This is a genomic window from Vibrio sp. QJM3NY_26 (assembly GCF_057786005.1).
Genome location: NZ_CM173515.1, coordinates 3,104,444 through 3,129,533, shown reverse-complemented (window position 1 = coordinate 3,129,533; position 25,090 = coordinate 3,104,444). Strand labels below are relative to the sequence as shown.

General features: G+C 45.6%; 26 protein-coding genes. 18 read left to right on the top strand and 8 right to left on the bottom strand.

Annotation, left to right across the window (positions count from 1 at the left end; all coding sequences use genetic code 11):
* Positions 1 to 87 precede the first annotated feature (87 nt).
* From AC3CH4_RS14005 to AC3CH4_RS13990, 4 genes are all read left to right on the top strand, one after another.
* A complete protein-coding gene (locus AC3CH4_RS14005; RefSeq protein ID WP_004729655.1) occupies positions 88 to 1,299 on the top strand; it encodes an aspartate aminotransferase family protein in 1,212 nt (403 codons plus the stop codon).
* 107 nt (positions 1,300 to 1,406) lie between these two features.
* Positions 1,407 to 2,426, top strand: a complete 1,020-nt coding sequence (astA, locus tag AC3CH4_RS14000; protein WP_065207399.1) for an arginine N-succinyltransferase — start codon at positions 1,407 to 1,409, stop codon at positions 2,424 to 2,426.
* Positions 2,427 to 2,465: 39 nt separating this feature from the next.
* Positions 2,466 to 3,923, top strand: a complete 1,458-nt coding sequence (gene astD / locus AC3CH4_RS13995) for a succinylglutamate-semialdehyde dehydrogenase (RefSeq protein ID WP_171316617.1) — start codon at positions 2,466 to 2,468, stop codon at positions 3,921 to 3,923.
* A gap of 250 nt (positions 3,924 to 4,173) precedes the next feature.
* Positions 4,174 to 4,965: a DUF1338 domain-containing protein gene (locus tag AC3CH4_RS13990; RefSeq protein WP_171308874.1), complete on the top strand. Its 792-nt coding sequence runs from the start codon at positions 4,174 to 4,176 to the stop codon at positions 4,963 to 4,965.
* Positions 4,966 to 5,142: 177 nt separating this feature from the next.
* Here the strand turns inward: AC3CH4_RS13990 and crp are convergent, their stop codons facing one another.
* The 6 genes from crp to AC3CH4_RS13960 form a co-directional block, all read right to left on the bottom strand.
* Entirely contained in the window at positions 5,143 to 5,775 is a 633-nt protein-coding gene (gene crp / locus AC3CH4_RS13985) for a cAMP-activated global transcriptional regulator CRP (protein ID WP_004729651.1), read from the bottom strand.
* Positions 5,776 to 6,014: 239 nt separating this feature from the next.
* A complete protein-coding gene (locus tag AC3CH4_RS13980) occupies positions 6,015 to 6,884 on the bottom strand; it encodes a phosphoribulokinase (protein WP_004729650.1) in 870 nt (289 codons plus the stop codon).
* A gap of 77 nt (positions 6,885 to 6,961) precedes the next feature.
* The gene (locus tag AC3CH4_RS13975; RefSeq protein ID WP_004729649.1) at positions 6,962 to 7,174 is read right to left on the bottom strand and encodes a YheU family protein; all 213 of its coding nucleotides are present in this window, start codon (positions 7,172 to 7,174) and stop codon (positions 6,962 to 6,964) included.
* Positions 7,175 to 7,273: 99 nt separating this feature from the next.
* Entirely contained in the window at positions 7,274 to 8,266 is a 993-nt protein-coding gene (locus AC3CH4_RS13970) for a hydrolase (protein WP_017095847.1), read from the bottom strand.
* Positions 8,267 to 8,542: 276 nt separating this feature from the next.
* Positions 8,543 to 9,013: a TIGR02444 family protein gene (locus tag AC3CH4_RS13965; RefSeq protein ID WP_004729647.1), complete on the bottom strand. Its 471-nt coding sequence runs from the start codon at positions 9,011 to 9,013 to the stop codon at positions 8,543 to 8,545.
* Positions 9,010 to 10,932 carry an ABC transporter ATP-binding protein gene (locus AC3CH4_RS13960; RefSeq protein WP_004729646.1) on the bottom strand — a complete coding sequence of 641 codons (1,923 nt, stop codon included), beginning with the start codon at positions 10,930 to 10,932 and terminating at the stop codon, positions 9,010 to 9,012. Before AC3CH4_RS13960 ends, AC3CH4_RS13965 begins: the two co-directional genes overlap by 4 nt.
* A 174-nt stretch (positions 10,933 to 11,106) precedes the next feature.
* Here AC3CH4_RS13960 and kefG point away from each other — a divergent pair, with 174 nt between their 5' ends.
* The 5 genes from kefG (at position 11,107) to AC3CH4_RS13935 (ending at position 15,743) form a co-directional block, all read left to right on the top strand.
* A complete protein-coding gene (kefG, locus tag AC3CH4_RS13955; RefSeq protein ID WP_004729645.1) occupies positions 11,107 to 11,691 on the top strand; it encodes a glutathione-regulated potassium-efflux system ancillary protein KefG in 585 nt (194 codons plus the stop codon).
* Positions 11,678 to 13,474: a glutathione-regulated potassium-efflux system protein KefB gene (gene kefB, locus AC3CH4_RS13950; protein ID WP_004729644.1), complete on the top strand. Its 1,797-nt coding sequence runs from the start codon at positions 11,678 to 11,680 to the stop codon at positions 13,472 to 13,474. Before kefG ends, kefB begins: the two co-directional genes overlap by 14 nt.
* Positions 13,475 to 13,650: 176 nt before the next feature.
* On the top strand, positions 13,651 to 13,851 hold the full coding sequence (locus AC3CH4_RS13945; protein WP_086048637.1) for a YheV family putative zinc ribbon protein: 201 nt from the start codon (positions 13,651 to 13,653) through the stop codon (positions 13,849 to 13,851).
* Between the two features lie 94 nt (positions 13,852 to 13,945).
* A complete protein-coding gene (gene slyD, locus AC3CH4_RS13940; protein WP_017083786.1) occupies positions 13,946 to 14,542 on the top strand; it encodes a peptidylprolyl isomerase in 597 nt (198 codons plus the stop codon).
* A 235-nt stretch (positions 14,543 to 14,777) separates the two neighbouring features.
* On the top strand, positions 14,778 to 15,743 hold the full coding sequence (locus AC3CH4_RS13935) for an isoaspartyl peptidase/L-asparaginase family protein (protein WP_428783890.1): 966 nt from the start codon (positions 14,778 to 14,780) through the stop codon (positions 15,741 to 15,743).
* A gap of 145 nt (positions 15,744 to 15,888) precedes the next feature.
* Here the strand turns inward: AC3CH4_RS13935 and AC3CH4_RS13930 are convergent, their stop codons facing one another.
* Complete coding sequence (locus AC3CH4_RS13930; protein ID WP_004729640.1) at positions 15,889 to 16,116, bottom strand: SlyX family protein; 228 nt, start codon at positions 16,114 to 16,116, stop codon at positions 15,889 to 15,891.
* A gap of 5 nt (positions 16,117 to 16,121) precedes the next feature.
* Positions 16,122 to 17,099, bottom strand: a complete 978-nt coding sequence (locus AC3CH4_RS13925; protein WP_488543637.1) for a WD40 repeat domain-containing protein — start codon at positions 17,097 to 17,099, stop codon at positions 16,122 to 16,124.
* Positions 17,100 to 17,230: 131 nt separating this feature from the next.
* On the opposite strand from AC3CH4_RS13925, the gene fkpA reads away from it, so the two are divergent.
* The 9 genes from fkpA (at position 17,231) to tuf (ending at position 24,682) form a co-directional block, all read left to right on the top strand.
* A complete protein-coding gene (gene fkpA, locus AC3CH4_RS13920) occupies positions 17,231 to 18,007 on the top strand; it encodes an FKBP-type peptidyl-prolyl cis-trans isomerase (protein WP_171308871.1) in 777 nt (258 codons plus the stop codon).
* A 205-nt stretch (positions 18,008 to 18,212) separates the two neighbouring features.
* Entirely contained in the window at positions 18,213 to 18,938 is a 726-nt protein-coding gene (locus AC3CH4_RS13915; RefSeq protein WP_004729851.1) for a helix-turn-helix transcriptional regulator, read from the top strand.
* Entirely contained in the window at positions 18,932 to 19,321 is a 390-nt protein-coding gene (gene tusD, locus AC3CH4_RS13910) for a sulfurtransferase complex subunit TusD (RefSeq protein ID WP_017083781.1), read from the top strand. Before AC3CH4_RS13915 ends, tusD begins: the two co-directional genes overlap by 7 nt.
* Complete coding sequence (tusC, locus tag AC3CH4_RS13905; protein ID WP_488543061.1) at positions 19,318 to 19,674, top strand: sulfurtransferase complex subunit TusC; 357 nt, start codon at positions 19,318 to 19,320, stop codon at positions 19,672 to 19,674. The genes tusD and tusC overlap by 4 nt, the downstream gene beginning before the upstream one ends.
* Before the next feature lie 8 nt (positions 19,675 to 19,682).
* Complete coding sequence (gene tusB, locus AC3CH4_RS13900; RefSeq protein WP_017083779.1) at positions 19,683 to 19,958, top strand: sulfurtransferase complex subunit TusB; 276 nt, start codon at positions 19,683 to 19,685, stop codon at positions 19,956 to 19,958.
* A 181-nt stretch (positions 19,959 to 20,139) separates the two neighbouring features.
* Positions 20,140 to 20,514, top strand: coding sequence for a 30S ribosomal protein S12 (gene rpsL, locus AC3CH4_RS13895; protein WP_012604917.1), 375 nt, complete (start codon positions 20,140 to 20,142; stop codon positions 20,512 to 20,514).
* Positions 20,515 to 20,617: 103 nt separating this feature from the next.
* Positions 20,618 to 21,088 (top strand): 30S ribosomal protein S7, encoded by a 471-nt coding sequence (rpsG, locus tag AC3CH4_RS13890; protein WP_017073678.1) that lies wholly within the window; start codon positions 20,618 to 20,620, stop codon positions 21,086 to 21,088.
* A gap of 166 nt (positions 21,089 to 21,254) precedes the next feature.
* Positions 21,255 to 23,351, top strand: coding sequence for an elongation factor G (gene fusA / locus AC3CH4_RS13885; RefSeq protein WP_171308869.1), 2,097 nt, complete (start codon positions 21,255 to 21,257; stop codon positions 23,349 to 23,351).
* A 146-nt stretch (positions 23,352 to 23,497) separates the two neighbouring features.
* Entirely contained in the window at positions 23,498 to 24,682 is a 1,185-nt protein-coding gene (tuf, locus tag AC3CH4_RS13880; protein WP_012604914.1) for an elongation factor Tu, read from the top strand.
* Positions 24,683 to 25,090: the final 408 nt, after the last annotated feature.

The window sequence follows — 25,090 nt, the reverse complement described above, 5'->3', positions numbered from 1 at the left end:
GGATTATGGCGAGAGAAAATATCTTTGTCTCACTTATGAACCAGTACGCTTATTTGCGAAGCTTGCGGTATCGAAAAGGAATGTACGATGACAGTGGAAAAAAAAGTAGAACGTAGTCTGTTTAATGAGGTGATGGTGCCTTGTTATAACCCAATGGAAATGATCCCGGTAAAAGGGGAAGGCGCACGCGTTTGGGACCAACAAGGCCGAGAGTATATCGACTTTGCTGGTGGTATCGCTGTGAGCTGTTTGGGTCACTGTCACCCAGCAATGGTTAACGCAGTTACTGAGCAAGCAAACAAGATTTGGCATTTAAGTAATGTAATGACCAATGAACCTGCATTACGTCTAGCGAAGAAGCTAACAGACGTATGTTTTGCAGAAAAAGTATTCTTTGCCAACTCTGGTGCAGAAGCGAACGAAGCTGCATTGAAGCTAGCTCGTCGTTGGGCAGCGGATGTTCACGGTCCTGAGAAATCTGAAATCATTGCATTCAAACAAGGTTTCCACGGTCGTACTTTCTTTACCGTAACCGTGGGTGGTCAAGAGGCTTACTCTGATGGCTTCGGTCCTAAACCGGGCGATGTAACTCACCTGCCTTACAACGATATTGCCGCGCTAGAAGCGCACATCTCAGATCGCACATGTGCAATCATGATGGAACCTCTACAAGGCGAGGGCGGTATCATCTCTCCAACATCTGAGTTCGTGAACACAGTTCGTGAACTGTGTGACAAACACAATGCACTGCTTATCTTTGATGAAGTGCAAACGGGTAATGGCCGTACGGGTAACTTTTACGCTTACCAAGGCCTAGGAGTGACACCTGATATTCTAAGCACAGCGAAATCACTAGGTGGCGGTTTCCCAATCGGCGCAATGCTAACGACCACCGAACTCGCGACACACCTAAAAGTCGGTACGCACGGTTCTACTTACGGTGGTAACCCACTGGCGTGTGCCGTTGCTGAAGCAGTTGTTGACGTAGTAAGCCAACCTGAAACGTTGGCTGGCGTGAAAGAACGCGAAGCTATGTTCCGTGATGGTTTAGCTAAGATTAACGACAAATACCAAATATTCAGTGAAGTTCGCGGTAAAGGCTTATTGCTAGGTGCTGCACTTAATGAAGCATGGCAAGGTCGTGCTCGTGATGTATTAGTAGCAGCAGGCGAACAAGGCTTGATGGTACTGGTTGCGGGTGCAAACGTGGTTCGTTTCACACCATCACTGGTTATCACTACACAAGAAATTGAAGAAGGTTTATCAAAACTAGACAAAGCAATCGCTACGCTAGTTTAGCCTGAGCGGCGTCATAGGAATGATCGCCATTAGAGCGATCCCATGACGTACTGCTAAAGGCCCAAGATTCTCGTTTTGGGCCTGTTTTGCATCTGGAGGGAATATTGATGCTAGTTGTTCGCCCAATAAAATTATCTGATTACGATGCGTTGCATACCTGCGCGGTTGAATCTGGTCACGGATTCACATCTCTTCCGGTTAACGAAGAACTGTTAACCAACCGTATTACTCATTCTGAATACAGCTTTGCTAAACAAGACGTGACTGAACCTGGTGATGAAGGCTACCTAATGGTTGGCTTTGATACCGAAACCGGTGAAGTTGCGGGCACTACGGGTATCGAAGCTTCAATCGGCTGGGATGTCCCGTTTTACTCTTACCACATCAGCAAAGTGGTTCATTCATCGCAAAAGCTTGGCGTGAATAACGTCGTGAAGCTACTGACTTTCGGCAATAACTACACCGGATGCAGTGAAATCTGCACACTGTTCTTACGTCCTGCTTTCCGTGGTGGATTGAATGGTCGTTTGATGTCTAAGTGTCGCTTCTTGATCATGTCAGAACACCCTGAGCGTTTCTCGAAAACGATTTTTGCTGAGATGCGTGGCGTATCAGATGCAGAAGGTAACTCTCCTTTCTGGAAATGGCTGCAAGAGCATTTCTTCTCGATTGATTTTACGCTCGCTGATTATCTAACGGGTATTGGTAAGAAAGGCTTCATTGCTGACCTAATGCCGAAGTTACCTATCTATGTGAACCTACTGAGTAAAGAAGCTCAGGCAGTAATTGGAGTGGTTCATGACAATACGCGCCCTGCACTTAAGTTGCTGGAACGTGAAGGTTTCACCAACCGTGGCTATGTCGACATCTTTGATGGGGGCCCAACGGTTGAGTGTGATCTAAGAAATATCGAATCAGTGCGTCATGCGATTCGAGCTCAAGTGACAATTGCAGAGCATTCAAGCTCTAAAGACTTCCTAATTGGTAATACCTCGTTTGAGAACTTCCGCGCAGTAGCCGCGAAAGGCGCGTATGACCAAGCTAGCGACACAGTGATTTTATCATCTGAAGTAGCAAGCGCTCTTGAAGTAAAAGAAGGCGAATTCGTTCGCATGTTGGCTCAATAAGAGCGGCGATTATCTGTCGAAGATTTTAAGGATAGAAGTATGACTCAGTGGATAGCAGGACAGTGGGTAGCAGGTCAAGGCGACGCCATGACATCAGTAAGCCCATACAATAATGAAGTCGTGTGGCAAGGCGATAGTGCAACTCCAGCACAGGTTGAATCTGCAGTAGCAGCGGCGCGTGACGCTTTCTTAGTATGGAAAAAGATGAGCTTTGCAGAGCGTGAAGCGATCGTGTTGAACTTTGCTGAGAAGGTAAAAGAGAACAGCGAAGAAATTGCACAGATTATTGCAAAAGAGACGGGTAAACCGATTTGGGAAACTCGCACTGAAGCGGGTGCGATGGCGGGTAAAATCGCTATCTCTATTCGTGCTTACCACGAACGTACGGGTGAAGCTTCACGTGAAGCCGCAGGCAACCAAATCGTACTGCGTCATCGCCCATTAGGCGTAATGGCGGTATTTGGTCCTTACAACTTCCCTGGTCACCTACCTAACGGTCATATTGTTCCGGCACTGCTATCGGGTAATACCGTGGTATTTAAGCCGTCAGAGCAGACACCTTGGACGGGTGAGTTTGCGATGAAACTGTGGCAAGAAGCAGGCCTTCCAGCTGGCGTGATTAACCTAGTGCAAGGCGCTAAAGAAACTGGTATCGCACTGGCGGATGCTAAAGGTCTTGATGGCGTGCTATTCACGGGCAGTGCCAATACTGGTCATATCCTTCACCGTCAATTCGCAGGTCAACCGGGCAAGATGTTAGCGCTAGAGATGGGCGGCAACAACCCTATGGTGATCACTGACCAATTTGGTGATGCTGACGCGACGGTTTATACCATTATCCAGTCGGCCTTCATCAGTGCAGGCCAACGTTGTACATGTGCACGTCGCTTGTATGTACCTGTTGGCGAGAAGGGCGAACAACTGCTTGATAAGCTTGTTGCGGCTACCTTGAAAATTCGTGTTGATCAGCCATTCGCTGAACCTGCACCCTTCATGGGACCACAAATCTCTGAAACGGCCGCTAAGTTCATTCTGAACGCACAAGCTAATCTGCAATCACTAGGTGGTGTAAGCCTAGTCGAAGCAAAAGCGGGCGAAGCGGCGTTTGTTTCTCCGGGTATAATCGATGCAACCAACATTGCTGAGTTGCCAGATGAAGAGTACTTCGGCCCATTGTTGCAAGTGGTTCGTTACCAATCGTTAGAGCAAGCCGTTGAATTGGCTAATGACACGCGCTTTGGTTTGTCTGCCGGTTTAGTATCAACAGACGATTCAGAGTGGGAATACTTCGTTGACCATATCCGTGCGGGTATTGTTAACCGTAACCGCCAGCTAACAGGCGCAAGTGGTGATGCACCATTTGGTGGCCCGGGTGCTTCAGGCAACCTACGCCCAAGTGCTTACTACGCGGCGGACTACTGTGCTTACCCAATGGCGTCAATGGAAGGTGGTGAAACTCAACTGCCAGCTACGTTTAGCCCAGGTATTGAGCTGTAGTTTTGGCTTTTAAGCTATAACTTGATGAATCATAAGCTTATGAGCTCTAGGTTCATGAGTAACAGATTGATTGTGTAATAAGGAAGCGGTGTTATCGCTTCCTCTTTTCACCCACGTCCGACACCTCGATTGGGCGGTAGATAATAATAGAACAAGTATGTCACAGGCTGATGGCTGCTGACTCTGTGTCCAGCCTCTCCCTTTCTAATCCAAATTACTAGCTTGCTAGAACCTCTGACAAGGAGTCACCATGACGCCCGATCTACTCTTTAAATCACTATGGGACGATTACATTCACAGGCTTTGCCCATCGGCTGAGAAAGTTCATCATCTGCTGAAAGAAGACGAAGCCTTGATTAATGATCATATTGCACTGCGTACTTTCAATGTTGCACCTCTGGGTATTGAAACACTGGCCAAGCCTTTCCTTGAATTAGGCTACAAGGCGTGTGGCGACTACTTGTTTGAGAGCAAGAAGTTAGTGGCTAAGCACTACGAGCACCCAGACCCAAACCAACCGAAAGTGTTCATTAGTGAGTTGAAGGTAGAAGAGTGTTCAAGTGACTTACAACAGATCGTTGCTAAGTTGGTTGAGCAAGTGGACGTAAGCAAGCTTCAAGGTCATGAGTTCTTGTTTGGTGGTCGCCTTTGGGATCTGAGCTTCGCGGATTTCCAAGTGCTAGCAAAAGAGAGTGAATACGCGTCTTGGCTAGCGGCTCATGGTTACGGTGCCAACCACTTTACGGTGAGTGTGAATCAGCTTAATGAGTTCGATGAAGTACAGACTGTGAATGACTATTTGAGTGATTCAGGTTTCACTATCAATGCATCTGGCGGTCAGGTTAAAGGCTCTCCAGAGGTCTTATTAGAGCAATCATCTACAATGGCAGACAAAGTCCCAGTTTCATTTGTTGAAGGCAATGAGGTGATTCCTGGTGGCTTCTACGAGTTCGCTAAGCGTTATGCGATGGCGAATGGTGAGCTTTATACAGGATTTGTTGCAGCATCGGCTGACAAGATCTTTGAGAGCACCAACGGTTAAAGAAAGATACGAGCACGGGCTTTACCCTAAAGATGCGGGTACGCTTCGCTTTGAGAGTGTTTGCGCTTGGACGCGGGAGGTGCTCCATTCGCATCTGCTCTCTAGATCTTTAGAAAACAAAAAAGCCACCAAATTTGCATTTGGTGGCTTTCAAATTTTTGGCTCAGTTAATCGAGATTAACGAGTGCCGTATACCACGATAGTTTTACCGTGTGCAGAAATTAGGTTCTGCTCTTCTAGCATCTTCAAGATACGGCCTACTGTCTCGCGAGAACAACCAACAATCTGGCCAATCTCTTGACGAGTGATCTTGATTTGCATGCCGTCAGGGTGAGTCATTGCATCTGGCTGTTTCGCTAGGTTAAGTAGCGTTTGAGCGATACGACCTGTTACGTCAAGGAACGCTAAGTCACCAACCTTTTGGCTAGTTACTTGTAGACGGTTTGCCATTTGCGCTGAAAGGCGCATTAGGATATCTGGGTTCACTTGGATAAGTTGACGGAATTTCTTGAAAGAAATTTCAGCCACTTCACAAGGAGATTTTGCACGAACCCATGCAGTACGCTCTTGGTCTTCTTCGAAGAGGCCAAGTTCACCAATGAAGTCACCTTGGTTTAGGTAAGAAAGAATCATTTCCTTACCTTCTTCGTCTTTGATAAGAACTGCCACAGAACCTTTAACGATGTAGTACAAGGTTTCTGCCTTTTCACCAGCATGAATCAAAGTACTTTTTGAAGGGTACTTATGAATATGACAGTGTGAAAGGAACCACTCTAATGTTGGATCGGTTTGGGGTTTACCTAGAACCATAATATCTTACTTCCTCTGCAGGGTATGCTTGCCGCTTTCCGTATTTTAGCTAAGCCTGGATTGACTTGTAGGATAAGAGCACTCGTTGAGCGCTGCAAGCTATCTTGTGTTTCGTTTAAGAATAGTATCCTTTTTCAGGTACTATTTCTTGATTTTAATCGTGACCAAGCTACGATTTTTTACGCAAAATTGTGCACATGATCACGGTATGAAAAGTAATCAACCAGAATGGTGTCTTGTTAACCTATTTTTCCGGTTTCGATGAGCTGTTGTAGGATGGGCCTTACAATGAGCTCCATAGCAAAACTCATCTTACCGCCTGGCACCACAAGCGTGTTGTGGCGTGACATAAATGAGCCATCTATCATAGCTAGAAGGTAGGGGAAATCGACGTTTTTGATGCCACGCAAACGTATAACAACGAAGCTTTCGTCTAAACTTGGAATCCCTTTAGCGTTCAGTGGATTCGATGTATCTACGGTTGGAACACGCTGAAAGTTGATGTGAGTACGTGAAAATTGTGGGGTGATGTAATTAAGGTAATCATCCATTGAGCGAACAATAGAATCCATTACTGCTTCGCGTGAGTGGCCACGATCGCGTGTGTCACGAACGAATTTTTGGATCCACTCAAGGTTGACGATTGGCACCATGCCGATCAGCAAGTCGACGTGTTGTGAGACATTGATGTCGCCATCTACCACGCCACCATGAAGACCTTCGTAGAACATCACATCGGAATTTTCTGGGATCTCTTGCCATGGCGTAAAGGTGCCCGGCATTTGATTGTAAGGCACGGCTTCATCGAAGGTATGTAGGTAACTACGGACTTTACCCGTGCCTTCATTACCGTATTGACGGAAGAACTCTTCTAATGCGCCAAAATCGTTGGCTTGTGGACCAAAGTAGCTGATGTGCTTACCTTGCTCGCGAGCCTTACGGATCTCGACGTCCATCTCTGGTCGAGTGAAGCGATGGAAACTATCCCCTTCAACCCAAGCGGCCTTCACGTCCATCATATTGAACATTTTTCGGAAGGCTTCTGAGGTAGTGGTGGTGCCGGCTCCTGATGAACCCGTCACCGCAATAATTGGATGTTTAGCGGACATGACAACCCTTGTCTTTTGAGTAACTTACTTGTTAGCAATCGTTTACCACTATAACACGGCTCCTTTATGAGCGCAGCTTAGAAGCGTTTTGTGACTTGAATATCAACGGTTTCATGCAGCTCAGAAAACACGATGCTGACTTCCTTTGAGGCTAATTGATGTTTCACTTGATCAATCTTGTTTTGCAGTGAAACCTCTACGTCGCCGTAGTCTGTGCCTTCACGCAGCACGAATTCTTTAATGAGGTTTTCCAGTGTTTCTGGCGCAATGTCTTGCCATGGGATGATCATAAATACTTCTCTCTTTTATGTTCATAAATAGGTTTATTGATGTGTTGATTACTGTGTTTAGTGACGTTTACCACTCAGTCCTTAAAAAAGGCTCGGCCATTATGCTGAATCTTGAATACTTTCATAGTAGGCGGGTAATGCTTCTTCTAACCAAAACCTTGGTTTGAGCGTGCTACCGGTAATGAACCCCACATGGCCGCCTTTTTGAAATAGGCGATAATCGATGTTATCGGGCAACACGAACTTTGGAATCACGTCGTCTGTCATAAACGGATCGTCTTTGGCATGGATGATCTGAGTCGGTAGTTTAATCTTATTAAGTTTTGGAAGCGCTGAGCACTGAGCATAGTAGTCCTGAGCATTCTTGAACCCGTGCAGAGGCGCAGTAATCCGTTCATCAAACTCATACAGCTTGTCTATCTTCTTAATGGTTTCGGCGGTGATACCGAGCTTTTCTTGCAGCAGCTTAATCTTTTTCAAGGCATTCGATTTGAGAGAGTTGAGCAGGTACTTTTTATAGAGCTTAGAGAAACCTCGCTCAATACGACTAGAGCAACAAGCCAGATCAAAAGGTGCAGAGACAATCGTCGCCGCCGACAGCAATGGGTCGTCCGCGTACTCAGCCAAATAGTTCGCCAGCATGTTACCGCCCAAAGAGATACCAACCGCTACCTTAGGGTTATTGGGAAACTGGGCGTGTAGATGTCTTAGGAAAAAGCGTGCATCTTCGACTTCACCTGAATGGTAAGCGCGAGCCAAGCGATTGGGCTTTCCGCTGCAGCCTCTGAAGTGCATCATCACTGATAGCCAGCCATCTTTAGCAAAGGCATTCATCAGTCCGTTGGCATAAGGGCTTTCAAAGCTTCCCTCTAAGCCATGGAATAGAACGAATATCGGCTTGTTACTTCGAGCCTCATTACTTGGGGTGTCACCCTCTGGCGATTCGCTCCAAGCAAGATCGAGAAAGTCACCGTCGGGTGTTTCTAAGGTTTGCCATTGAGGGTCAAACAATGCCTGCTTTCTAATAAATCGTGGCACTAAGGTTTGTAAGTGCGGATTAGATAAACCAGCGGCTGCGGTAAATATTGTCATAAAAACAGTCCATGCTTCTTTTATGGGCTTTGATAAAGTGTTGAGCTTTTAGCGAAACGCCCACGTTTTTATTTGAGCTTGGTTGATTCTCGGTATAAGCGCAAGGGTTTCACTGATACGGGTTACAAAAACAGGGTGTAGGTAACTGGTTGAATATTGTCGAGATTGAGCTTCAAACATATTGCTAGTCATGCGCGCCACTCCCGTGTGGAAACGAAGAGCGATACTACCAAGGTAAGCTTGGATCTTGATTGAAGATTAGAGAAAGGAAACGCGTTAGGGTTGAGGTGCTGGTTCAGAAAAAGCGTCGTAGAGGTTTTCAGCCCCTAATAAACGACAGTATTGAAAAGCGAGTGGTGATTGCTGGTTAGCCGTAAGCTGAAGAGAATTAATGCAGTCGACGAGATCAGATTGCTGTTGCTTCTCTAACTGCAGTTCAAATTGGAGAGCTTCACGGTAGAGGGAATCGACGACTTGAGGTTTGAGGTGCTTACGCAGCTCTCGGTAGCTATGAAGCAGGGTTTCAGAGCGGCTTAAGCACTGTTGTACCTTGTGCCACTCTTCTTCGGCAAAAGACAATTGCTGCTCATCGAGCCATTTGAGAAGCAGCAGTAGATTGACGTTGCCGTGGAACTGGTTTTGCAAAGCTAGGCACGCATCCTTTACACCGCGCACACTGTAATACTGAAGGCTAAATTGCCATAGTCGTTCCAGTGTTAGTGATATTGGTGCGTGCTCTGGGCTCATAAGCTATCCATATCCTGTTCCATCTGCTCAAGCTCTTCTTGAGTGGACATCCAATCCATTTCAACTTCTTCTAGCTGCGACTTACTGCTCGCTTGGAGAGCGAGTACTTTATTCAGTTTAGCCTTATTTTCAGCTTCATACAGTGAAGTGTCGGATAATTCTTGCTCAGCTTCTTCGAGAGATAGCGTTAACTTATCCATCTGCTTTTCAAATTGAGTCAGCTTTTTACGAAGTGGTGCCGTCAGTTTACGGAACTCGGCTTCTTTACGTTTCTGCTCTTTTTTCGCTGCTGCACTGTTGGCTCCGTCTTTTGCTGGTGCCAATGCTTGTGCTTCTTTGCGCTCAACTTTCTGCTGTTCGGTTAGCCACTTGTAGTAATCGCTTAAGTCACCATCAAACGGTGCCACCTGACGGTCGTGCACAAGGTATAAATCATCAGTAGTCGCACGAAGTAGGTAGCGGTCGTGCGATACGATAACCATCGCGCCTTCAAACGTTTGTAGGGCGAAGGTCAACGCCTGACGCATGTCGAGATCCAAGTGGTTGGTTGGTTCATCGAGTAACAACAGGTTCGGCTTTTGCCATACCAGTAGCGCTAATACTAAACGCGCTTTTTCACCACCCGAGAATGGCGCCACCTTGTCGAGTGCTTTTTCACCTTGGAAGCCAAAGCTACCTAGGTAGTCACGCAGTTGTTGCTCGGTGTGTTTCGGCGCAATTTGCATCATGTGCTGAAGTGGCGTTTCTTCTGGGTGCAACGTCTCCAATTGATGCTGAGCGAAGTAACCCATCTTAACGCCTTGCGAATAGCTCAGCTCACCGCCTTGCTGTTTCAGTTCACCTGAAAGCAGCTTGATTAGCGTTGATTTACCAGCACCATTTCGACCAAGCAGACCAATTCGGCTGCCGGGTACTAGATTAAGGCGAATCTTCTCTAGAATCAGATTGTCATCATAGCCCGCTGATACTTCATCCATCATCATGATTGGATTTGGTAGCGCGTCTGGCTCTCTAAACTCAAAGCTGAATGGATTATCAAACTGAGCGGGCAGCACTTGTTCCATTTTCTCTAGTGCTTTAATACGGCTTTGCGCTTGGCGAGCCTTTGATGCTTTGTAGCGGAAACGGTCAATGTAGCTCTGCATGTGAGACATTTGTTTCTGCTGCTTTTGGAACATTGCCTGCTGCAGGATTAACTTTTGTGCTCGTTGAGTTTCAAACGATGAGTAGTTACCGGTGTATTCATTGAGCTGCTGGTTTTCAACATGCACGATGCGGTTGACGATAGGATCTAAGAAGTCTCTATCGTGCGAGATAAGAACCAGTGTGCCTGGGTAGTTTTGTAACCAACGCTCTAGCCACATTACTGCGTCTAAATCCAAGTGGTTGGTAGGCTCATCGAGTAGCAGTAAGTCACTGCGACATAGAAGGGCTTGCGCTAAGTTCAAACGCATACGCCAACCACCCGAGAACTGGGTTAGGTTCCATGTCATTTGCTCTTGGCGAAAGCCTAGGCCATCCAATAACTCGGCAGCACGTGCTTTGATGCTGTAACCACCAATGGTTTCAATCTTGCCGTGGATCTCTGCGACTAATGTGCCGTTGTCGGCTTGTTCCGCTTTCTCTAGTTGATCTTCAAGGCCACGGTATTCACGGTCGCCATCAATCACGTATTCAATGGCTGTTCTTTCTAATGCTGGTGTTTCTTGAGCAACCCAAGCCATTTCCCAATGAGCTGGTTTACTGAACGAGCCTGCATCAATAGACAGTTCGTCCTTGATTAGGGCGAACAGCGTAGATTTACCACAGCCGTTTTTACCAACCAAACCGATCTTGTCGCCAGGATGAAAAGTCGCAGATGCTTGGTCGAGGAGTGGCTTACCACCGCGGAGCAATTGAATATCAGAGAAAGTAATCATAATTGAAATAGCATAGAAATTAGAGGTGAACAGACGCCTGCATAGTAGGCTGAAACCAGATAAAAGTCGATCACAATGCAATTTGCGTTATGATGCCAATAACATATTAATAACTTTTGCTTAAATTCTTGTGGCCTTGCCACCGTTTAGCCCTCAAAGGAATGTTTCAAAGGAATGAGTAATACTCCCTCGACAGACAAAGCCGTGCCAAAGGTGTTAATAATCTACGCACACCCAGAGCCGCACACCTCTATTGCTAATCAAATGATGGTTAAAAAGGTCGAGTCGCTCGGTCATGTCAAAATTCACGATCTCTACGCCATCTACCCAGACTTCTTTATCGATGTGCCTTATGAGCATGACTTACTCCTAGAGTACGATGTGATTGTGTTCCAGCATCCTCTGTTTATGTATTCCTGTCCTTCGTTATTGAAGGAGTGGTTTGATCGTGTGTTAGGAAAAGGATTTGCATTCGGTGAGCAGAGTGCGCTTAAAGGCAAACACTGGCGCAGCGTTATTACTACTGGTGGTAAAGAAGAGGCGTTTGGCGCCGCAGGCTATAATAAATATCCATTACAAGAGATCTTGCAACCATTCGAGCTAACCGCTGCTTTGTGTCAGATGCACTGGATATCCCCCTTAGTTTTACACTGGGCGAGAAATGTTTCGGATATGACGCTTTACCAACACGCAGAAGCGTATCGAAATTGGCTGCGAGACCCGCTACAAGATATAGGAGCGAATGATGGCTCTGACTAATGATTTTCTACAAAGTAGCGTTATATTTTTAGCGGCTGCTGTGGTTGCGGTTCCTATCGCGCAGCGAGCTGGCTTAGGTTCAGTACTCGGCTATCTATTAGCTGGCGTGGCGATTGGCCCGTGGGGGCTTGGTTTAATCAGTGATGTAGAGGCGATTCTACACTTCTCCGAATTTGGGGTGGTGCTGCTGCTTTTCTTGATTGGCTTAGAGCTTAACCCTAAAAAACTGTGGCAGATGAGGGCGCCTATTCTCGGACTCGGTGGCGCGCAAGTGCTGATCACCACTTTGATTATTACCGCCATCGCCTGTCTATTTGGATTAACGTGGCAAACCAGCCTGGTGATAGGTATGGGCTTGGCGCTGTCTTCGACAGCCATAGCCTTACGTGTTATTGAAGAGCGAGAGCTTGGCGGAAAAGAAGCGGGGCAATCCGGCTTTGCAGTACTACTTTTCCAAGATATTGCCGTTATTCCAATGCTAGCGATGTTGCCTCTACTTGCGGGTAATACGGGCGGCAGTTGGGCTGACATGCTGTGGATGCTAGGTGGTGTGATTGGTTTGCTTGTCGGTGGTCACTTCTTATTGAGGCCACTGTTCCGATACGTAGTCATGAGTGGCGTACGTGAGCTGTTCACGGTCGCAGCGCTGCTATTAGTTATTGGTATTGCCGTGATCATGCAACAGATAGGTTTGTCGATGGCTCTGGGTACTTTCTTAGCGGGCGTACTTCTGGCCGAAAGTGAATATCGACATGAGCTTGAAATCGCCATAGACCCATTCAAAGGGTTGCTGCTTGGTCTGTTCTTTATCTCTGTGGGTATGGCGGTAAATCTAGGTTTACTGGCAGAAAGTCCATTCGCAATATTGATCGCGGTGTCGTCTCTGGTCGTATTGAAAGGCTTAGTGCTGTATACGCTGGCTCGTATCTTCGGCACTCAAACTAAAGCGCGCAGCCGTATGGCGATGATTCTCAGCCAAGGTGGTGAATTCGCTTTCGTTATTTTTACCGCAGCGAGTGCACAAGGCATCCTAAGTGGTGACCAAGTGTCGTTCTTACTGGTTGTTGTGAGCCTTTCGATGGTGACCACGCCATTGATGCTTAAGCTGCAAGATCGTTTCTTTGCTCGTCAACTCAATCAAATCAGTGAAAGCGCAATGTCTTCGGATGTGGTCGATCGTAGCCCTCGAGTGATTATTGCGGGCTTTGGTCGTTTCGGTCAGATCATTGGGCGTCTAATGTATGCCAACAAGATTCGTATCACCGTTCTTGAAAGTGATGCAAGCCAAATCCATATCCTTAGAAAATTCGGCTACAAGGTATTCTACGGTGACTCAACTCACCTTGAACTATTACGAGCTGCGGGAGCGGATAAGGCTGAAGCCATTGTGCTGTGTACCGACTCTCCCGATGAAATCATGAAGACCGTGGATTTGTGTAAGCAGCATTTCCCGCAGTTGAAGATCTTAGCGCGTGCTCGAAGCCGTGTTGAAGCGTATCAATTACTTAACCATGGTGTAAGCAACTATTCTCGTGAAACTTTCCTTGGGGCTCTAGATTTAGGTCGTCAAACATTGACTGAACTTGGTATGCATCCATATAAAGCGAAGCGAGCAGAAGCACATTTTAGGAAATTGGATAATGGTATGCTCAAAGAGTTGCTTCCTCAGCATAGCGAAGATGCCGAGTTAGCTCAGAGAGCGAAAGAGGCTCGTAAAGAGCTTGAAGAGATCTTTGGACATGAGATGGAAAATGATCACCAATCTAGAAACTATTGGCAATAGCCTGAGCTTAGAACTTAGAACTTAGAACTTAGAACTAATCGCTTGAGCTTAGCTCTATAGTTGTTCTTAAAAACTGTAACTTAAAGAACCAATCTAATAATAAACGCGGTCTCTGCTTAGTCTCGAATAGAGCATGTGGGAAGAACTGCGAACCCAGAGTAGTAAAGGATATGAACGTGAAACAGAAAAAACGCTTTATCGCAGGGGCGAGCTGCCCAAGCTGCAAGACTCAAGACACACTCCGCTGGTGGGTTGAAAATAATATTGAGCTGGTGGAATGCGTCGATTGTGACTTCACAGAGCAGCGCAAACCGAAAACTGTAGAGAAATCTGAACACGCGAATCAAGAAATGATCGGTATTTTTAAGCCAGAATGATTGAGTTTCGTTAATTGATCCCCATAATATCCCGGTACAGAATTTTTCCTAAGCTCAACTGTTCGAGCTTAGTCCAAACCTCCTTGGAGCTCTCATGAAAATTGAAAAGAACGTAGTAGTTAGTGTTGCATATCAAGTGAAACTTGAAGATGGCGTAGTAGTTGACCAATCAACTGCAGAAGCTCCACTAGATTACCTTCACGGTCACAACAACCTAATTACAGGTCTTGAAAAAGAGCTTGAAGGCAAAGTAGCTGGCGACAAGTTCTCAGCAACGGTTACTCCAGAAGACGCTTACGGCGAGCACAACGATGACTTAGTTCAACGTGTTCCTGCAGACGTATTCCAAGGTGTTGAGCAAATCGAAGTTGGCATGCGTTTCCTAGCGGATACTGACCAAGGTCCAATCCCAGTTGAAGTTACTGAAGTAGATGGCGACGAAGTTGTTGTTGATGGTAACCACATGCTAGCTGGCCAAACTCTAACGTTTGACGTTGAAGTTGTAGCCGTTCGTGAAGCGACTGAAGAAGAAGTTCAACACGGTCACGTACACCAAGAAGGCGGCTGTGGTAGCCACGGTCACGACCATGATCATGACCACGAAGGCGGTTGCTGTGGTGGCGAAGGCCATGACCACGCTGAAGAGAAAAAAGACGGCTGCTGCGGCGGCGGTAGCTGTGGTTCTCACTAATACCGAATTAACGGTTTAGTTTAAGAATACTGAAAGCCTCCCTTGCGGAGGCTTTCTTCGTTTAGAAGTCTCACTTTTTGAGCTGACTTTTAATCTAGCGAACTAAGTGTCCGTAAATCTAAGTGTCCTCAAATCTAAGCATTCGTAAAAAGTTTGGTTTTCGCTATCAGACATCAAACCATGGATGTGGTATTGATAACACAACATTATAAGACGACGTCAGTGGAGAGTTCGCATGTCACAGCCTTTTTCAATTGCCATTCATGGTGGTGCAGGAACCATCTTACGAGAGCAAATGAGCGATGAACTAAAAACGGGTATTACCGAGGCTTTGGAAAAGTCTGTTTTAGCCGGCTATCAAGTGTTGCAATCGGGTGGTGACGCTCTGGATGCGGTGGTTGCATCGGTTAAAGTGATGGAAGACAGCCCGCATTTTAATGCCGGTAAAGGCTCTGTTTTAACTCATGATGAATTTGTTGAGATGGATGCTTCTGTGATGCACGGTCGCGAAATGGATGCGGGTGCTATTGCCGGTGTCCGCCATATCAAAAACCCCATTGAGCTGGCGCGTGATGTGATGCTTAAAAGCGATCATGTGCTGTTGATTGGTGAAGGCGCAGAGAAGTTTGCGTTTGAGCATGAGTATATCTTCACCGAGCAAGATTACTTCTTTACTGAGCGTCGTTATGACCAACTTCAATCGATGAAAGAGAAAGGCATCTTTGCGCTGTCTGAAGCGAAATATGATGAACAACAAGTTCAAAAATACCCAGATGATAAGAAATACGGCACGGTTGGCGCAGTAGCATTAGACCAAGCCGGTAACTTAGCTGCAGCAACCAGTACCGGTGGCGTAACCAATAAAAAATACGGTCGTGTGGGAGATTCTCCAATCATCGGTGCAGGCACTGTTGCTGAAAATGGCAACGTGGCCGTATCAACGACAGGAATGGGCGAGTTCTTCCTTAGAAAGATGGTCGCCAGTGATGTGGCGGCAAGAATGCGTTATCTCAAGGAAGATGTGCATACGGCTTGTGAACACATCATTCAAGGTGAACTGAAAACCATGGGTGGCGAAGGCGGCTTGATTGCTATCGATGGCCAAGGTGATATTCACTTCGGTATGAACAGTTCAGGAATGTATCGCGCGAGTGTTGATACTAACGGCTGCGTGGAAGTGAAGATTTATGCCGATGACTAAGCTTATATTGGTTTAACTAGCTTTGGTTGAATTAGCGCAGACTAAACAAACTAAAAGGGCGACAGATAAGAATCTGTCGCCCTTTTAGTTTGCATATTTCTAGTGATACACGTCACTAGAATCAATTCGTCATTTTGAATGGCGCTTAATAGTGTGGAGGTGGCGTCTCTTCTGATGCATCAGCGAGGTTTGAGCCATCCATATTTTTCACTTTACCCACAACGAACTTCATTTGGTCTTGCATTCTCGTGATCAACATCTGTTGTTGGCTAAGCGCTTCATTGAGTTCTTCAATGGTCTGTTCTTGGAAAGCCAACTGACATTCTAGGTCATTCACGCGGCTTTCTAGTTGTTCAATTCGCTTTTCTGTCATCGTTCTTAATCCACATTCCAAGCTTGGGCGATGCCCGCAGAGGTGCCCGATATCACACGGTTCTTTTCATCAAAGGCTGCATCATACACTACCGCACGGGGAGGGCGAGCATCTTTTAATGGCTCGGCATCGTGACGAGAAATTCGTTTTCCATCTTGAGTATTCCACACACTCACTTGGCTGGATGGCGTACCCGTCACCAACATACTGCCGTCGTCAGAAAAGCGAGCACTAGAGAATATCAGCTGTCGAGACCAGCTCTGCAACTGCGCTTGAGGTTCACCTGTTTCCAAATCCCAGATCATCGCTTGGTTGCCGCCATCGGAAGTAAAAGCCAATTCTCCATCCCGTTGTAGTGCAACTCGTACTACTCTTTGTTCATGCTCGAAGGTACGTAACACCAAGCCTGATTCGGTATCCCAAAGGTAAGCTTTGTAGTCGTTGCCGCCTGATAATGCGTAGCGGCCATTAGAAGAGAGGGAGACTGAATTAACTTTTTCTCGGTGAGCAAGGAACTCAAGACGGCGTCCGGTGACTAAGTCCACATAGATAGCTTTGCCATTAGACAGGCCAAGTAAGACTTTTTCACCATTGCCGGATATATCGACATCACGAATTAGGCCATCGGAAATAGACCAAAGCCCTTCAGCTTGAGTCCAAGATAAGTCCCAAACGGCGAAATTCATCTGGCTGGCGGTAATGGCGAAGCGGCCGTTGTCCGAGATGCGGATACGCGATACTTGGTTTTCTGATTGATCTTGCGGGCCGAGTTGAGCGAGTTCTTTATCTTGGACGAGGTCCCAAAGTAACAGTTGTTTTTGCTGAGAGTAGAGCAGGGCGAAGCGTCCATCTCTGCTTAGTGCAAAGCTGGTGGCACCATTGGGTTCAATTTCCCAACGTTGCTCATCATCTTGAAAGAAAAAGCAACCATTTAACAAGGTGATGACAATCGTACATAGCAATGAGTGGAAAAATATTCGCATCACATCTAATAATCCGGTTTGTGTCGAAAGACATATGACTAGTATATTGTTATAACTAACGTATTCACACCAATCTAATCATTAGATTTGTGCACAATAACCAATGGCTTGGCCATTAATTGGAGAATTCAATGAAATCAGTTTTAAAAGTATCACTGCTTGCCGCAACGGTTATGCTAGCAGTTGGTTGTCAGAAAGAAGAACCAAAGGCAGAAGCTCCACAGGTAGAAGAAGCTAAAGTTGCAGCAGTAAACTTTAAAACAGAAGATGACAAAGCGGCATACGCAATCGGTGTATCTTTCGCGAACTACCTAAGCACAAGCATTGATAAGCCAAGCGAGCTAGGCATTAACCTAGACAAAGATATGGTTCTTCAAGGTATCGAAGACGTATTCGCAGAGAAAACAGCACTTAACGAAGAAGAAACTCGCGCAGCTCTTGAAGCTCTAGACAAGCGTGTTGCTGAAACAATGCAAGCACAAGCGGCAGAAAAATCTGCAGAAGTGAAGAAAGCCGGTGATGATTTCCGCGCTGAGTTCGCTAAAGCTGAAGGCGTTAAGCAAACTGAATCTGGTCTACTTTACCAAGTAATGACGGCTGGTGAAGGTGCTTCTCCAAAAGACACTGATACTGTTCAAGTGCACTACAAAGGTACGCTAACCGACGGTACTCAGTTCGACAGCTCTTACGATCGTGGCGAACCAGCAACCTTCCCACTAAACCGCGTAATCCCAGGCTGGACTGAAGGCGTACAACTGATGCAAGTTGGTTCTAAGTACAAGTTCGTTATCCCGCCAGAGCTAGCATACGGTGAGCAAGACACACCGACTATTCCTGCTAACTCAACGCTAGTATTCGAAGTTGAACTACTTAAAATTGATAACGCTGAAGCGGCTCCTGCTCAGTAATATCAGCTAAAAGTTTTATTCTAAAATACGTTGATTGAATAAAAAGCCTAACTTTGAGTTAGGCTTTTTTTATGATTTGAAGGTGAGTATTTGATTTTTAAACTTGTTCTAAATCACTAGTTGCAATGTTAGCTAGGTGTGCAATTAAAATTTTCTGATAAACTTACATAAATTTGTTGATTTTTCACACGAAGGTAAGGAATAAGTGACTACTACAGAAACAGTCAATGCAGATGTGTTACTTGAAATGGAATCAGTCCACGTTATGCCATTCAGTGAACACGATAAAATCATTCTAAGATCTTATGAGGCCGTGGTTGACGGTATTGCGAGTCTTATCGGTCCGTTTTGTGAAATCGTTTTACACTCTTTAGAAGACCTCAATACTTCTGCGATTAAAATTGCCAACGGCGAAAATACAGGTCGTCAGGTTGGTTCGCCGATCACCGATCTCGCATTGAAGATGCTGAAAGATATTGAAGGTTCTAAGCGTAATTTCTCACGTTCATACTTTACTCGCGCTAAAGGCGGAGTATTGATGAAGTCGATCACGGTTGCTATCCGCAATGGTGAAGACCGAGTGATTGGTTTGTTGTGTATTAACGTAAACTTAGATGCGCCATTCTCACAAGTACTGCAATCTTTCATGCCTACCCAAGATGCGGACGAAGCAGCATCATCAGTAAACTTTGCGAGTGATGTGGAAGAGCTTGTCGACCAGACGGTTGAACGCACCATTGAAGAAATCAATGCCGACAAATCAGTATCGAACAATACTAAGAACCGTCAAATCGTGATGGAGCTTTACGACAAAGGTATTTTCGATATTAAAGACGCGATTAACCGTGTTGCTGAGCGATTGAACATCTCTAAGCACACCGTATACCTATACATCCGACAACGTAAAACAGAGGATGAAGAGGGTTGTTAAGCTATACACTTTTAGTGAATGGGCCGGTCTACGGTTCACAGTCGGCAAGAAGTGCTTACCAGTTTGCAGTGGCTCTTATTAATCAGGGCCACAAACTTCACAGTGTATTCTTCTATCAAGATGGCGTCAGTAATGGCTCTGACCTTACCGTACCTGCTAATGATGAATTCGACCTGGCTTCCGCTTGGCAAAAACTGGCGGATGAGCACAATGTTAGCCTTGAAACGTGTGTTGCTGCTGCGCTTAGACGCGGAGTGATCAGCACGGATGAAGCAACGCAACATCAATTGAGTGCATCTAACTTGGCGGCTGGGTTTACCCAAGCTGGGTTAGGGAGCTTATCTGAAGCACTTTTGACGCAAGATAGGGTTGTACAGTTTTGAGTAAATTGGCCTTTGTATTTAACACTTTTCCTCATACGACGGCAGCGGGCAGAGAAGGGCTAGACGCACTGCTAGCGGCTTCAGCCTATAGTGAAGACATTACCGTGTTCTTTGTCGGTAATGGCGTTACACAGGTTCTCAAGGCTCAACAGCCTGATGAATCCCTATCACGTGACTATATTTCTGCATTCAAGCTTATGGACCTCTACGACATCGAGCAGGTTTACGTGTGTCAACATAGCCTCAATCAGTTTGGTCTTTCGACCGATAACCTACTGATCGATGTGACTGCGCTAGAAGTGAATGAGTTGACGCAGAAGTTAGCTCAGAGCCAAAAAATACTGACTTTCTAGGGAACGTTATGCTTCATATTGTAAAATCAGTAGACAAACTCAAGCTTGCATTGGCGTACTCGCAACAAAAGGATCACATCCTTTTGGTTGAAGATGCGGTGTATGTTTGCCTTCCAAATCATGAGTTATTCAATCAAATCTCAACCGTTGAACATGTGTCGGTATTAAAAACAGATCTCGATAGCCGAGGTTTACAACAACTTGCTTCAAGCACTCTGGATCAAGTGGACTTCGACGGATTCGTCAAACTGACGGTTTTGAACGACAAATCAGTAACTTGGTAGCTGCGTTTTATCAGTATGGTTAAAAAAAGACCATCCTGAGCTCTAGACGGCTAAAAAAGATCTGTATATTTCTTGACACACATCCCACTGCTGAATAGAATTTTGCGTCCCTATTTACACTATGTGTAATAGGGCTAGATTTTTCATCAAGCTTACTTTCAAGTAAATCAGGAGCTAGTTAATGGCAACTATTAACCAGTTGGTACGTACTCCTCGTGTAAAGCAGGTTGTTAAAAGCAACGTGCCTGCACTAGAAGCGTGCCCACAAAAACGTGGTGTATGTACTCGCGTATATACTACTACTCCAAAAAAACCGAACTCAGCACTACGTAAAGTATGTCGTGTTCGTCTAACTAACGGCTTTGAAGTTACTTCATACATCGGCGGCGAAGGTCATAACCTTCAAGAACACAGTGTTGTTCTTATCCGTGGTGGTCGTGTTAAAGATTTACCAGGTGTGCGTTACCACACTGTTCGCGGTGCACTTGACTGTGCAGGCGTTAACGACCGTAAGAAAGGTCGTTCTAAGTATGGTGTGAAACGTCCTAAGTCTTAATGCGTCTTTTTTAAAAAGAAAGCGTTAAGTAAGGCCAAACACTATTTATTTATTATTCTGAAAAGTTTTGGAAAAAACCTGAAGAAGACAACGGAGAAATTCCATGCCACGTCGTCGCGTAATAGGCCAGCGTAAGATCCTTCCAGATCCTAAGTTCAAATCTGAACTGCTGGCAAAATTCGTTAACATCCTTATGGTTGACGGAAAAAAATCTACTGCAGAGAAGATTGTTTACACTGCACTAGAAACTATGGCTGAGAAATCTGGTAAAGATCACTTAGCTGTATTTGAAGAAGCTCTTGAAAATGTTCGCCCAGCGGTAGAAGTTAAATCTCGCCGTGTGGGTGGTTCAACTTACCAAGTACCTGTAGAAGTTCGTCCGGTTCGCCGTAACGCTCTTGCTATGCGTTGGGTAGTTGAAGCTGCGCGTAAGCGTGGTGAAAAATCTATGGCTCAACGCCTAGCTGCTGAAATGCTAGACGCGTCTGAGAACAAAGGTACTGCGGTTAAGAAACGTGAAGACGTTCACCGCATGGCTGACGCAAACAAAGCGTTCGCACATTACCGCTGGTAATACCTTTTTAGTGCTGCAAGGTTCCTTGCAGCACTTCTTTAGTTCCTATGCTTATGCTAGGAACTATTGCTATTTCTAGGGCAAGCACTTTTTATCGAAGCATCGCTTTTAACGCATAATCTAGACATAGCAATAGTCCCTAAGTCTCTAATAAGAGGATTCAACCGTGGCTCGTAAAACTCCTATAGAGCAATACCGTAATATCGGTATCGTTGCTCACGTAGATGCAGGTAAAACAACCACAAGTGAACGTATTCTGTTCTATACCGGTCTTTCTCACAAAATCGGCGAAGTTCACGATGGTGCAGCAACCATGGACTGGATGGAGCAAGAGCAAGAGCGCGGTATTACGATCACTTCAGCAGCAACGACCACGTTTTGGCGTGGTATGGAAGCTCAGTTCTCGGACCACCGTATCAACATCATCGACACTCCTGGACACGTTGACTTCACAATCGAAGTAGAACGTTCTCTGCGTGTACTTGATGGTGCAGTTGTTGTTTTCTGTGGCTCGTCTGGTGTTGAACCTCAGTCAGAGACAGTATGGCGTCAAGCTGATAAGTACCAAGTTCCACGTATGGTTTTCGTTAACAAAATGGACCGTACAGGCGCAGATTTCTTGCGCGTAGTTGAACAGATCAAGGACCGCCTAGGCGCAACCCCTGTTCCAATTCAACTGAACATTGGTGCTGAAGAAAACTTTCAAGGTGTTGTCGATCTTCTCAAGATGAAGGCAATAAACTGGAACGACGCTGACCAGGGCATGACTTTCACGTACGAAGATATTCCTGCAGACATGCAAGAAATGGCTGAAGAATATCGTACCGAACTTGTTGAAGCTGCTGCAGAAGCAAATGAAGAGCTGATGGATAAGTACCTTGAAGAAGGTGAATTAACAGAAGCTGAAATCAAGCAAGGTCTTCGTATTCGTACCCTTAATAATGAAATCGTACTTGCCACTTGTGGTAGTGCATTCAAAAACAAAGGTGTACAAGCTGTTCTAGATGCAGTGGTTGATTTCCTTCCTTCTCCAGTCGATGTACCGGCAATTAAAGGTGTTGATGACGACGAGAATGAAATTGAGCGTCACGCGGACGACAAAGAACCGTTCTCAGCGCTAGCATTTAAAATTGCAACAGACCCATTTGTTGGTACTTTAACTTTCATCCGTGTTTACTCTGGAGTTGTTGAAAGCGGTAAAACAGCTTACAACTCTGTGAAGAAACAACGTGAACGTTTAGGGCGCATTGTTCAAATGCACTCAAACAAACGTGAAGAAGTAAAAGAAGTACGAGCAGGTGACATCGCAGCCATTATCGGCCTTAAAGATGTTACTACTGGTGAAACTCTATGTGATCAGAACCATAAAATCGTTCTTGAGCGTATGGAATTTCCAGATCCAGTTATTCAGATCGTTGTAGAGCCTCGCTCTCAAGCTGATCAAGATAAAATGACTATCGCTCTAGGTAAACTAGCAGCAGAAGACCCATCATTCCGCGTTGATATGGATGCGGAAACTGGCCAGACACTAATTTCTGGTATGGGCGAACTACACTTAGATATCATCGTTGACCGTATGAAGCGTGAATTTAACGTCAACTGCAACGTTGGTAACCCGCAAGTAGCTTATCGTGAAACGATTCGCGGTACTGCGAAAGCGGAAGGCAAATTTATCCGTGAGCATGGTGGTAAAGGTCAGTACGGTCACGTGTGGCTAAAACTTGAACCATCAGAAGCTGGCGAAGGCTTTGTCTTCGTTGATGAAATTGCCAACGGTATCGTACCTAAAGAGTTTATCGCTTCAGTCGCTAAAGGCGTTGAAGAGCAGATGAACAATGGTGTACTTGCTGGCTATCCAGTTTTGGATATCAAAGCTACACTATATGATGGTTCTTACCATGAAGTAGATTCAAGTGAGATGGCGTTTACAATCGCTGCCTCTATGGCTTTCAGATCGGGTGCACTTGAAGCGCAACCGGTTCTGCTTGAGCCTATGATGAAAGTTGAAGTAACTACTCCAGAAGACTGGATGGGTGACGTTGTTGGCGATATTAACCGTCGTCGCGGCATCATCGAAGGTATGGACGAGGGGACAGCTGGCCTGAAGATAATTCGTGCACAAGTTCCGTTGTCTGTCATGTTCGGTTACGCAACTGATTTACGTTCTGCGACACAAGGCCGTGCTTCTTACTCTATGGAGTTTAGTGAGTACGCTGAAGTGCCTAACAATGTTGCAAAAGCAATCATTGCAGAGCGTGGTTAAACAAAAGGGACGCATTTTTTTCATTTTTTGAAAGATCAATGCGTCCAAATATTGCGCTAACGAGAGTTGGCGCATAAAATAGCAATTTCTGGCGCGTCTCGCTCAATAATGAACGTGGCGAATCATAACTAGGAAGGAACACGATTGTGTCTAAAGAAAAATTTGAACGTACGAAACCGCACGTAAACGTTGGTACTATCGGCCACGTTGACCACGGTAAAACAACTCTAACTGCTGCTATCTGTACTACACTTGCAAAAGTGTACGGCGGTGTTGCTAAAGATTTCGCATCTATCGATAACGCTCCAGAAGAGCGCGAGCGCGGTATCACAATCGCAACTTCTCACGTTGAGTACGATACTCCTGAACGTCACTACGCACACGTAGACTGTCCTGGACACGCCGATTATGTTAAAAACATGATCACTGGTGCTGCTCAAATGGACGGCGGTATCCTAGTTGTTGCTGCTACAGATGGCCCTATGCCACAAACACGTGAGCACATCCTACTTGGTCGTCAAGTTGGTATCCCTTACATCATCGTATTCATGAACAAATGTGACATGGTTGATGACGAAGAGCTACTTGAGCTAGTAGAAATGGAAGTACGTGAACTTCTTTCTGAGTACGAGTACCCAGGAGACGACCTTCCAGTAATTCAAGGTTCTGCACTTGGCGCTCTAAACGGCGAAAAGCAGTGGGAAGACAAGATCGTTGAGCTTGCAGAAGCACTAGATTCTTACATTCCACTTCCAGAGCGTGCTGTTGATCTACCGTTCCTACTTCCTATTGAAGATGTATTCTCAATCCAAGGTCGTGGTACTGTAGTTACTGGTCGTATCGAGCGCGGTATCCTACGTGTAGGTGACGAAGTAGAAATCGTTGGTATCAAAGAAACTACTCTTACTACTTGTACTGGTGTTGAAATGTTCCGTAAACTGCTTGACGAAGGTCGTGCAGGTGAGAACGTTGGTGCACTTCTACGTGGTACTAAGCGTGATGACGTTGAACGTGGCCAAGTACTTTCTGCTAAAGGTTCAATCAACCCACACACTAAGTTTGAGTCTGAAGTATACGTACTTTCTAAAGACGAAGGCGGCCGTCACACTCCTTTCTTCAAGGGTTACCGTCCACAGTTCTACTTCCGTACAACTGACGTAACAGGCGATATCACTCTACCAGAAGGCGTAGAAATGGTAATGCCAGGTGACAACGTTCAAATGACTGTTGAGCTAATCGCTCCAATCGCAATGGACGAAGGTCTACGTTTCGCAATCCGCGAAGGTGGCCGTACAGTTGGTGCTGGTGTTGTAGCTAAAATCTTCGCTTAATAGCATTTAGATTTTTGCACACTCTTCATTAGAAGAGCACGCATCTGAAAAGGGAAGCTTCGGCTTCCCTTTTGTTATTCATAGAGAAACATTCCTTTCCCGCGCAATACTCCATACCTCCTCAAGTTCCTTTTTCAATATATTCCGATTATTTTCCCAACACTACTTGCATACTAAAACGTGATCTGTATAATGCATCGCACTGGCTAACGCCGGTTTGTGAACCAATGAGCACTGAGGAGTAGGTCTTACCTAGTAATGTATACTCAGCTTATGTTCGCGGTTAATAAAAATAGTAAACTTTGTGTTTACTTCAAAAGTTAACTGACAATGCGTCCTGATTTTGGATGCTACGGTTTCACATAAATCAATCGGCATTCTCTCGTTCTTTCGAGCTTGAGTGGCGAT

What these genes read in the sequence shown, in the direction of transcription:
- AC3CH4_RS14005 (WP_004729655.1), top strand. Translation starts at nt 88, where the DNA reads ATGACAGTGGAAAAAAAAGTAGAACGTAGTCTGTTTAATGAGGTGATG.
- astA (WP_065207399.1), top strand. Translation starts at nt 1,407, where the DNA reads ATGCTAGTTGTTCGCCCAATAAAATTATCTGATTACGATGCGTTGCAT.
- astD (WP_171316617.1), top strand. Translation starts at nt 2,466, where the DNA reads ATGACTCAGTGGATAGCAGGACAGTGGGTAGCAGGTCAAGGCGACGCC.
- AC3CH4_RS13990 (WP_171308874.1), top strand. Translation starts at nt 4,174, where the DNA reads ATGACGCCCGATCTACTCTTTAAATCACTATGGGACGATTACATTCAC.
- crp (WP_004729651.1), bottom strand. Translation starts at nt 5,775, where the DNA reads ATGGTTCTAGGTAAACCCCAAACCGATCCAACATTAGAGTGGTTCCTT.
- AC3CH4_RS13980 (WP_004729650.1), bottom strand. Translation starts at nt 6,884, where the DNA reads ATGTCCGCTAAACATCCAATTATTGCGGTGACGGGTTCATCAGGAGCC.
- AC3CH4_RS13975 (WP_004729649.1), bottom strand. Translation starts at nt 7,174, where the DNA reads ATGATCATCCCATGGCAAGACATTGCGCCAGAAACACTGGAAAACCTC.
- AC3CH4_RS13970 (WP_017095847.1), bottom strand. Translation starts at nt 8,266, where the DNA reads ATGACAATATTTACCGCAGCCGCTGGTTTATCTAATCCGCACTTACAA.
- AC3CH4_RS13965 (WP_004729647.1), bottom strand. Translation starts at nt 9,013, where the DNA reads ATGAGCCCAGAGCACGCACCAATATCACTAACACTGGAACGACTATGG.
- AC3CH4_RS13960 (WP_004729646.1), bottom strand. Translation starts at nt 10,932, where the DNA reads ATGATTACTTTCTCTGATATTCAATTGCTCCGCGGTGGTAAGCCACTC.
- kefG (WP_004729645.1), top strand. Translation starts at nt 11,107, where the DNA reads ATGAGTAATACTCCCTCGACAGACAAAGCCGTGCCAAAGGTGTTAATA.
- kefB (WP_004729644.1), top strand. Translation starts at nt 11,678, where the DNA reads ATGGCTCTGACTAATGATTTTCTACAAAGTAGCGTTATATTTTTAGCG.
- slyD (WP_017083786.1), top strand. Translation starts at nt 13,946, where the DNA reads ATGAAAATTGAAAAGAACGTAGTAGTTAGTGTTGCATATCAAGTGAAA.
- AC3CH4_RS13935 (WP_428783890.1), top strand. Translation starts at nt 14,778, where the DNA reads ATGTCACAGCCTTTTTCAATTGCCATTCATGGTGGTGCAGGAACCATC.
- AC3CH4_RS13930 (WP_004729640.1), bottom strand. Translation starts at nt 16,116, where the DNA reads ATGACAGAAAAGCGAATTGAACAACTAGAAAGCCGCGTGAATGACCTA.
- AC3CH4_RS13925 (WP_488543637.1), bottom strand. Translation starts at nt 17,099, where the DNA reads ATGCGAATATTTTTCCACTCATTGCTATGTACGATTGTCATCACCTTG.
- fkpA (WP_171308871.1), top strand. Translation starts at nt 17,231, where the DNA reads ATGAAATCAGTTTTAAAAGTATCACTGCTTGCCGCAACGGTTATGCTA.
- tusB (WP_017083779.1), top strand. Translation starts at nt 19,683, where the DNA reads ATGCTTCATATTGTAAAATCAGTAGACAAACTCAAGCTTGCATTGGCG.
- rpsL (WP_012604917.1), top strand. Translation starts at nt 20,140, where the DNA reads ATGGCAACTATTAACCAGTTGGTACGTACTCCTCGTGTAAAGCAGGTT.
- rpsG (WP_017073678.1), top strand. Translation starts at nt 20,618, where the DNA reads ATGCCACGTCGTCGCGTAATAGGCCAGCGTAAGATCCTTCCAGATCCT.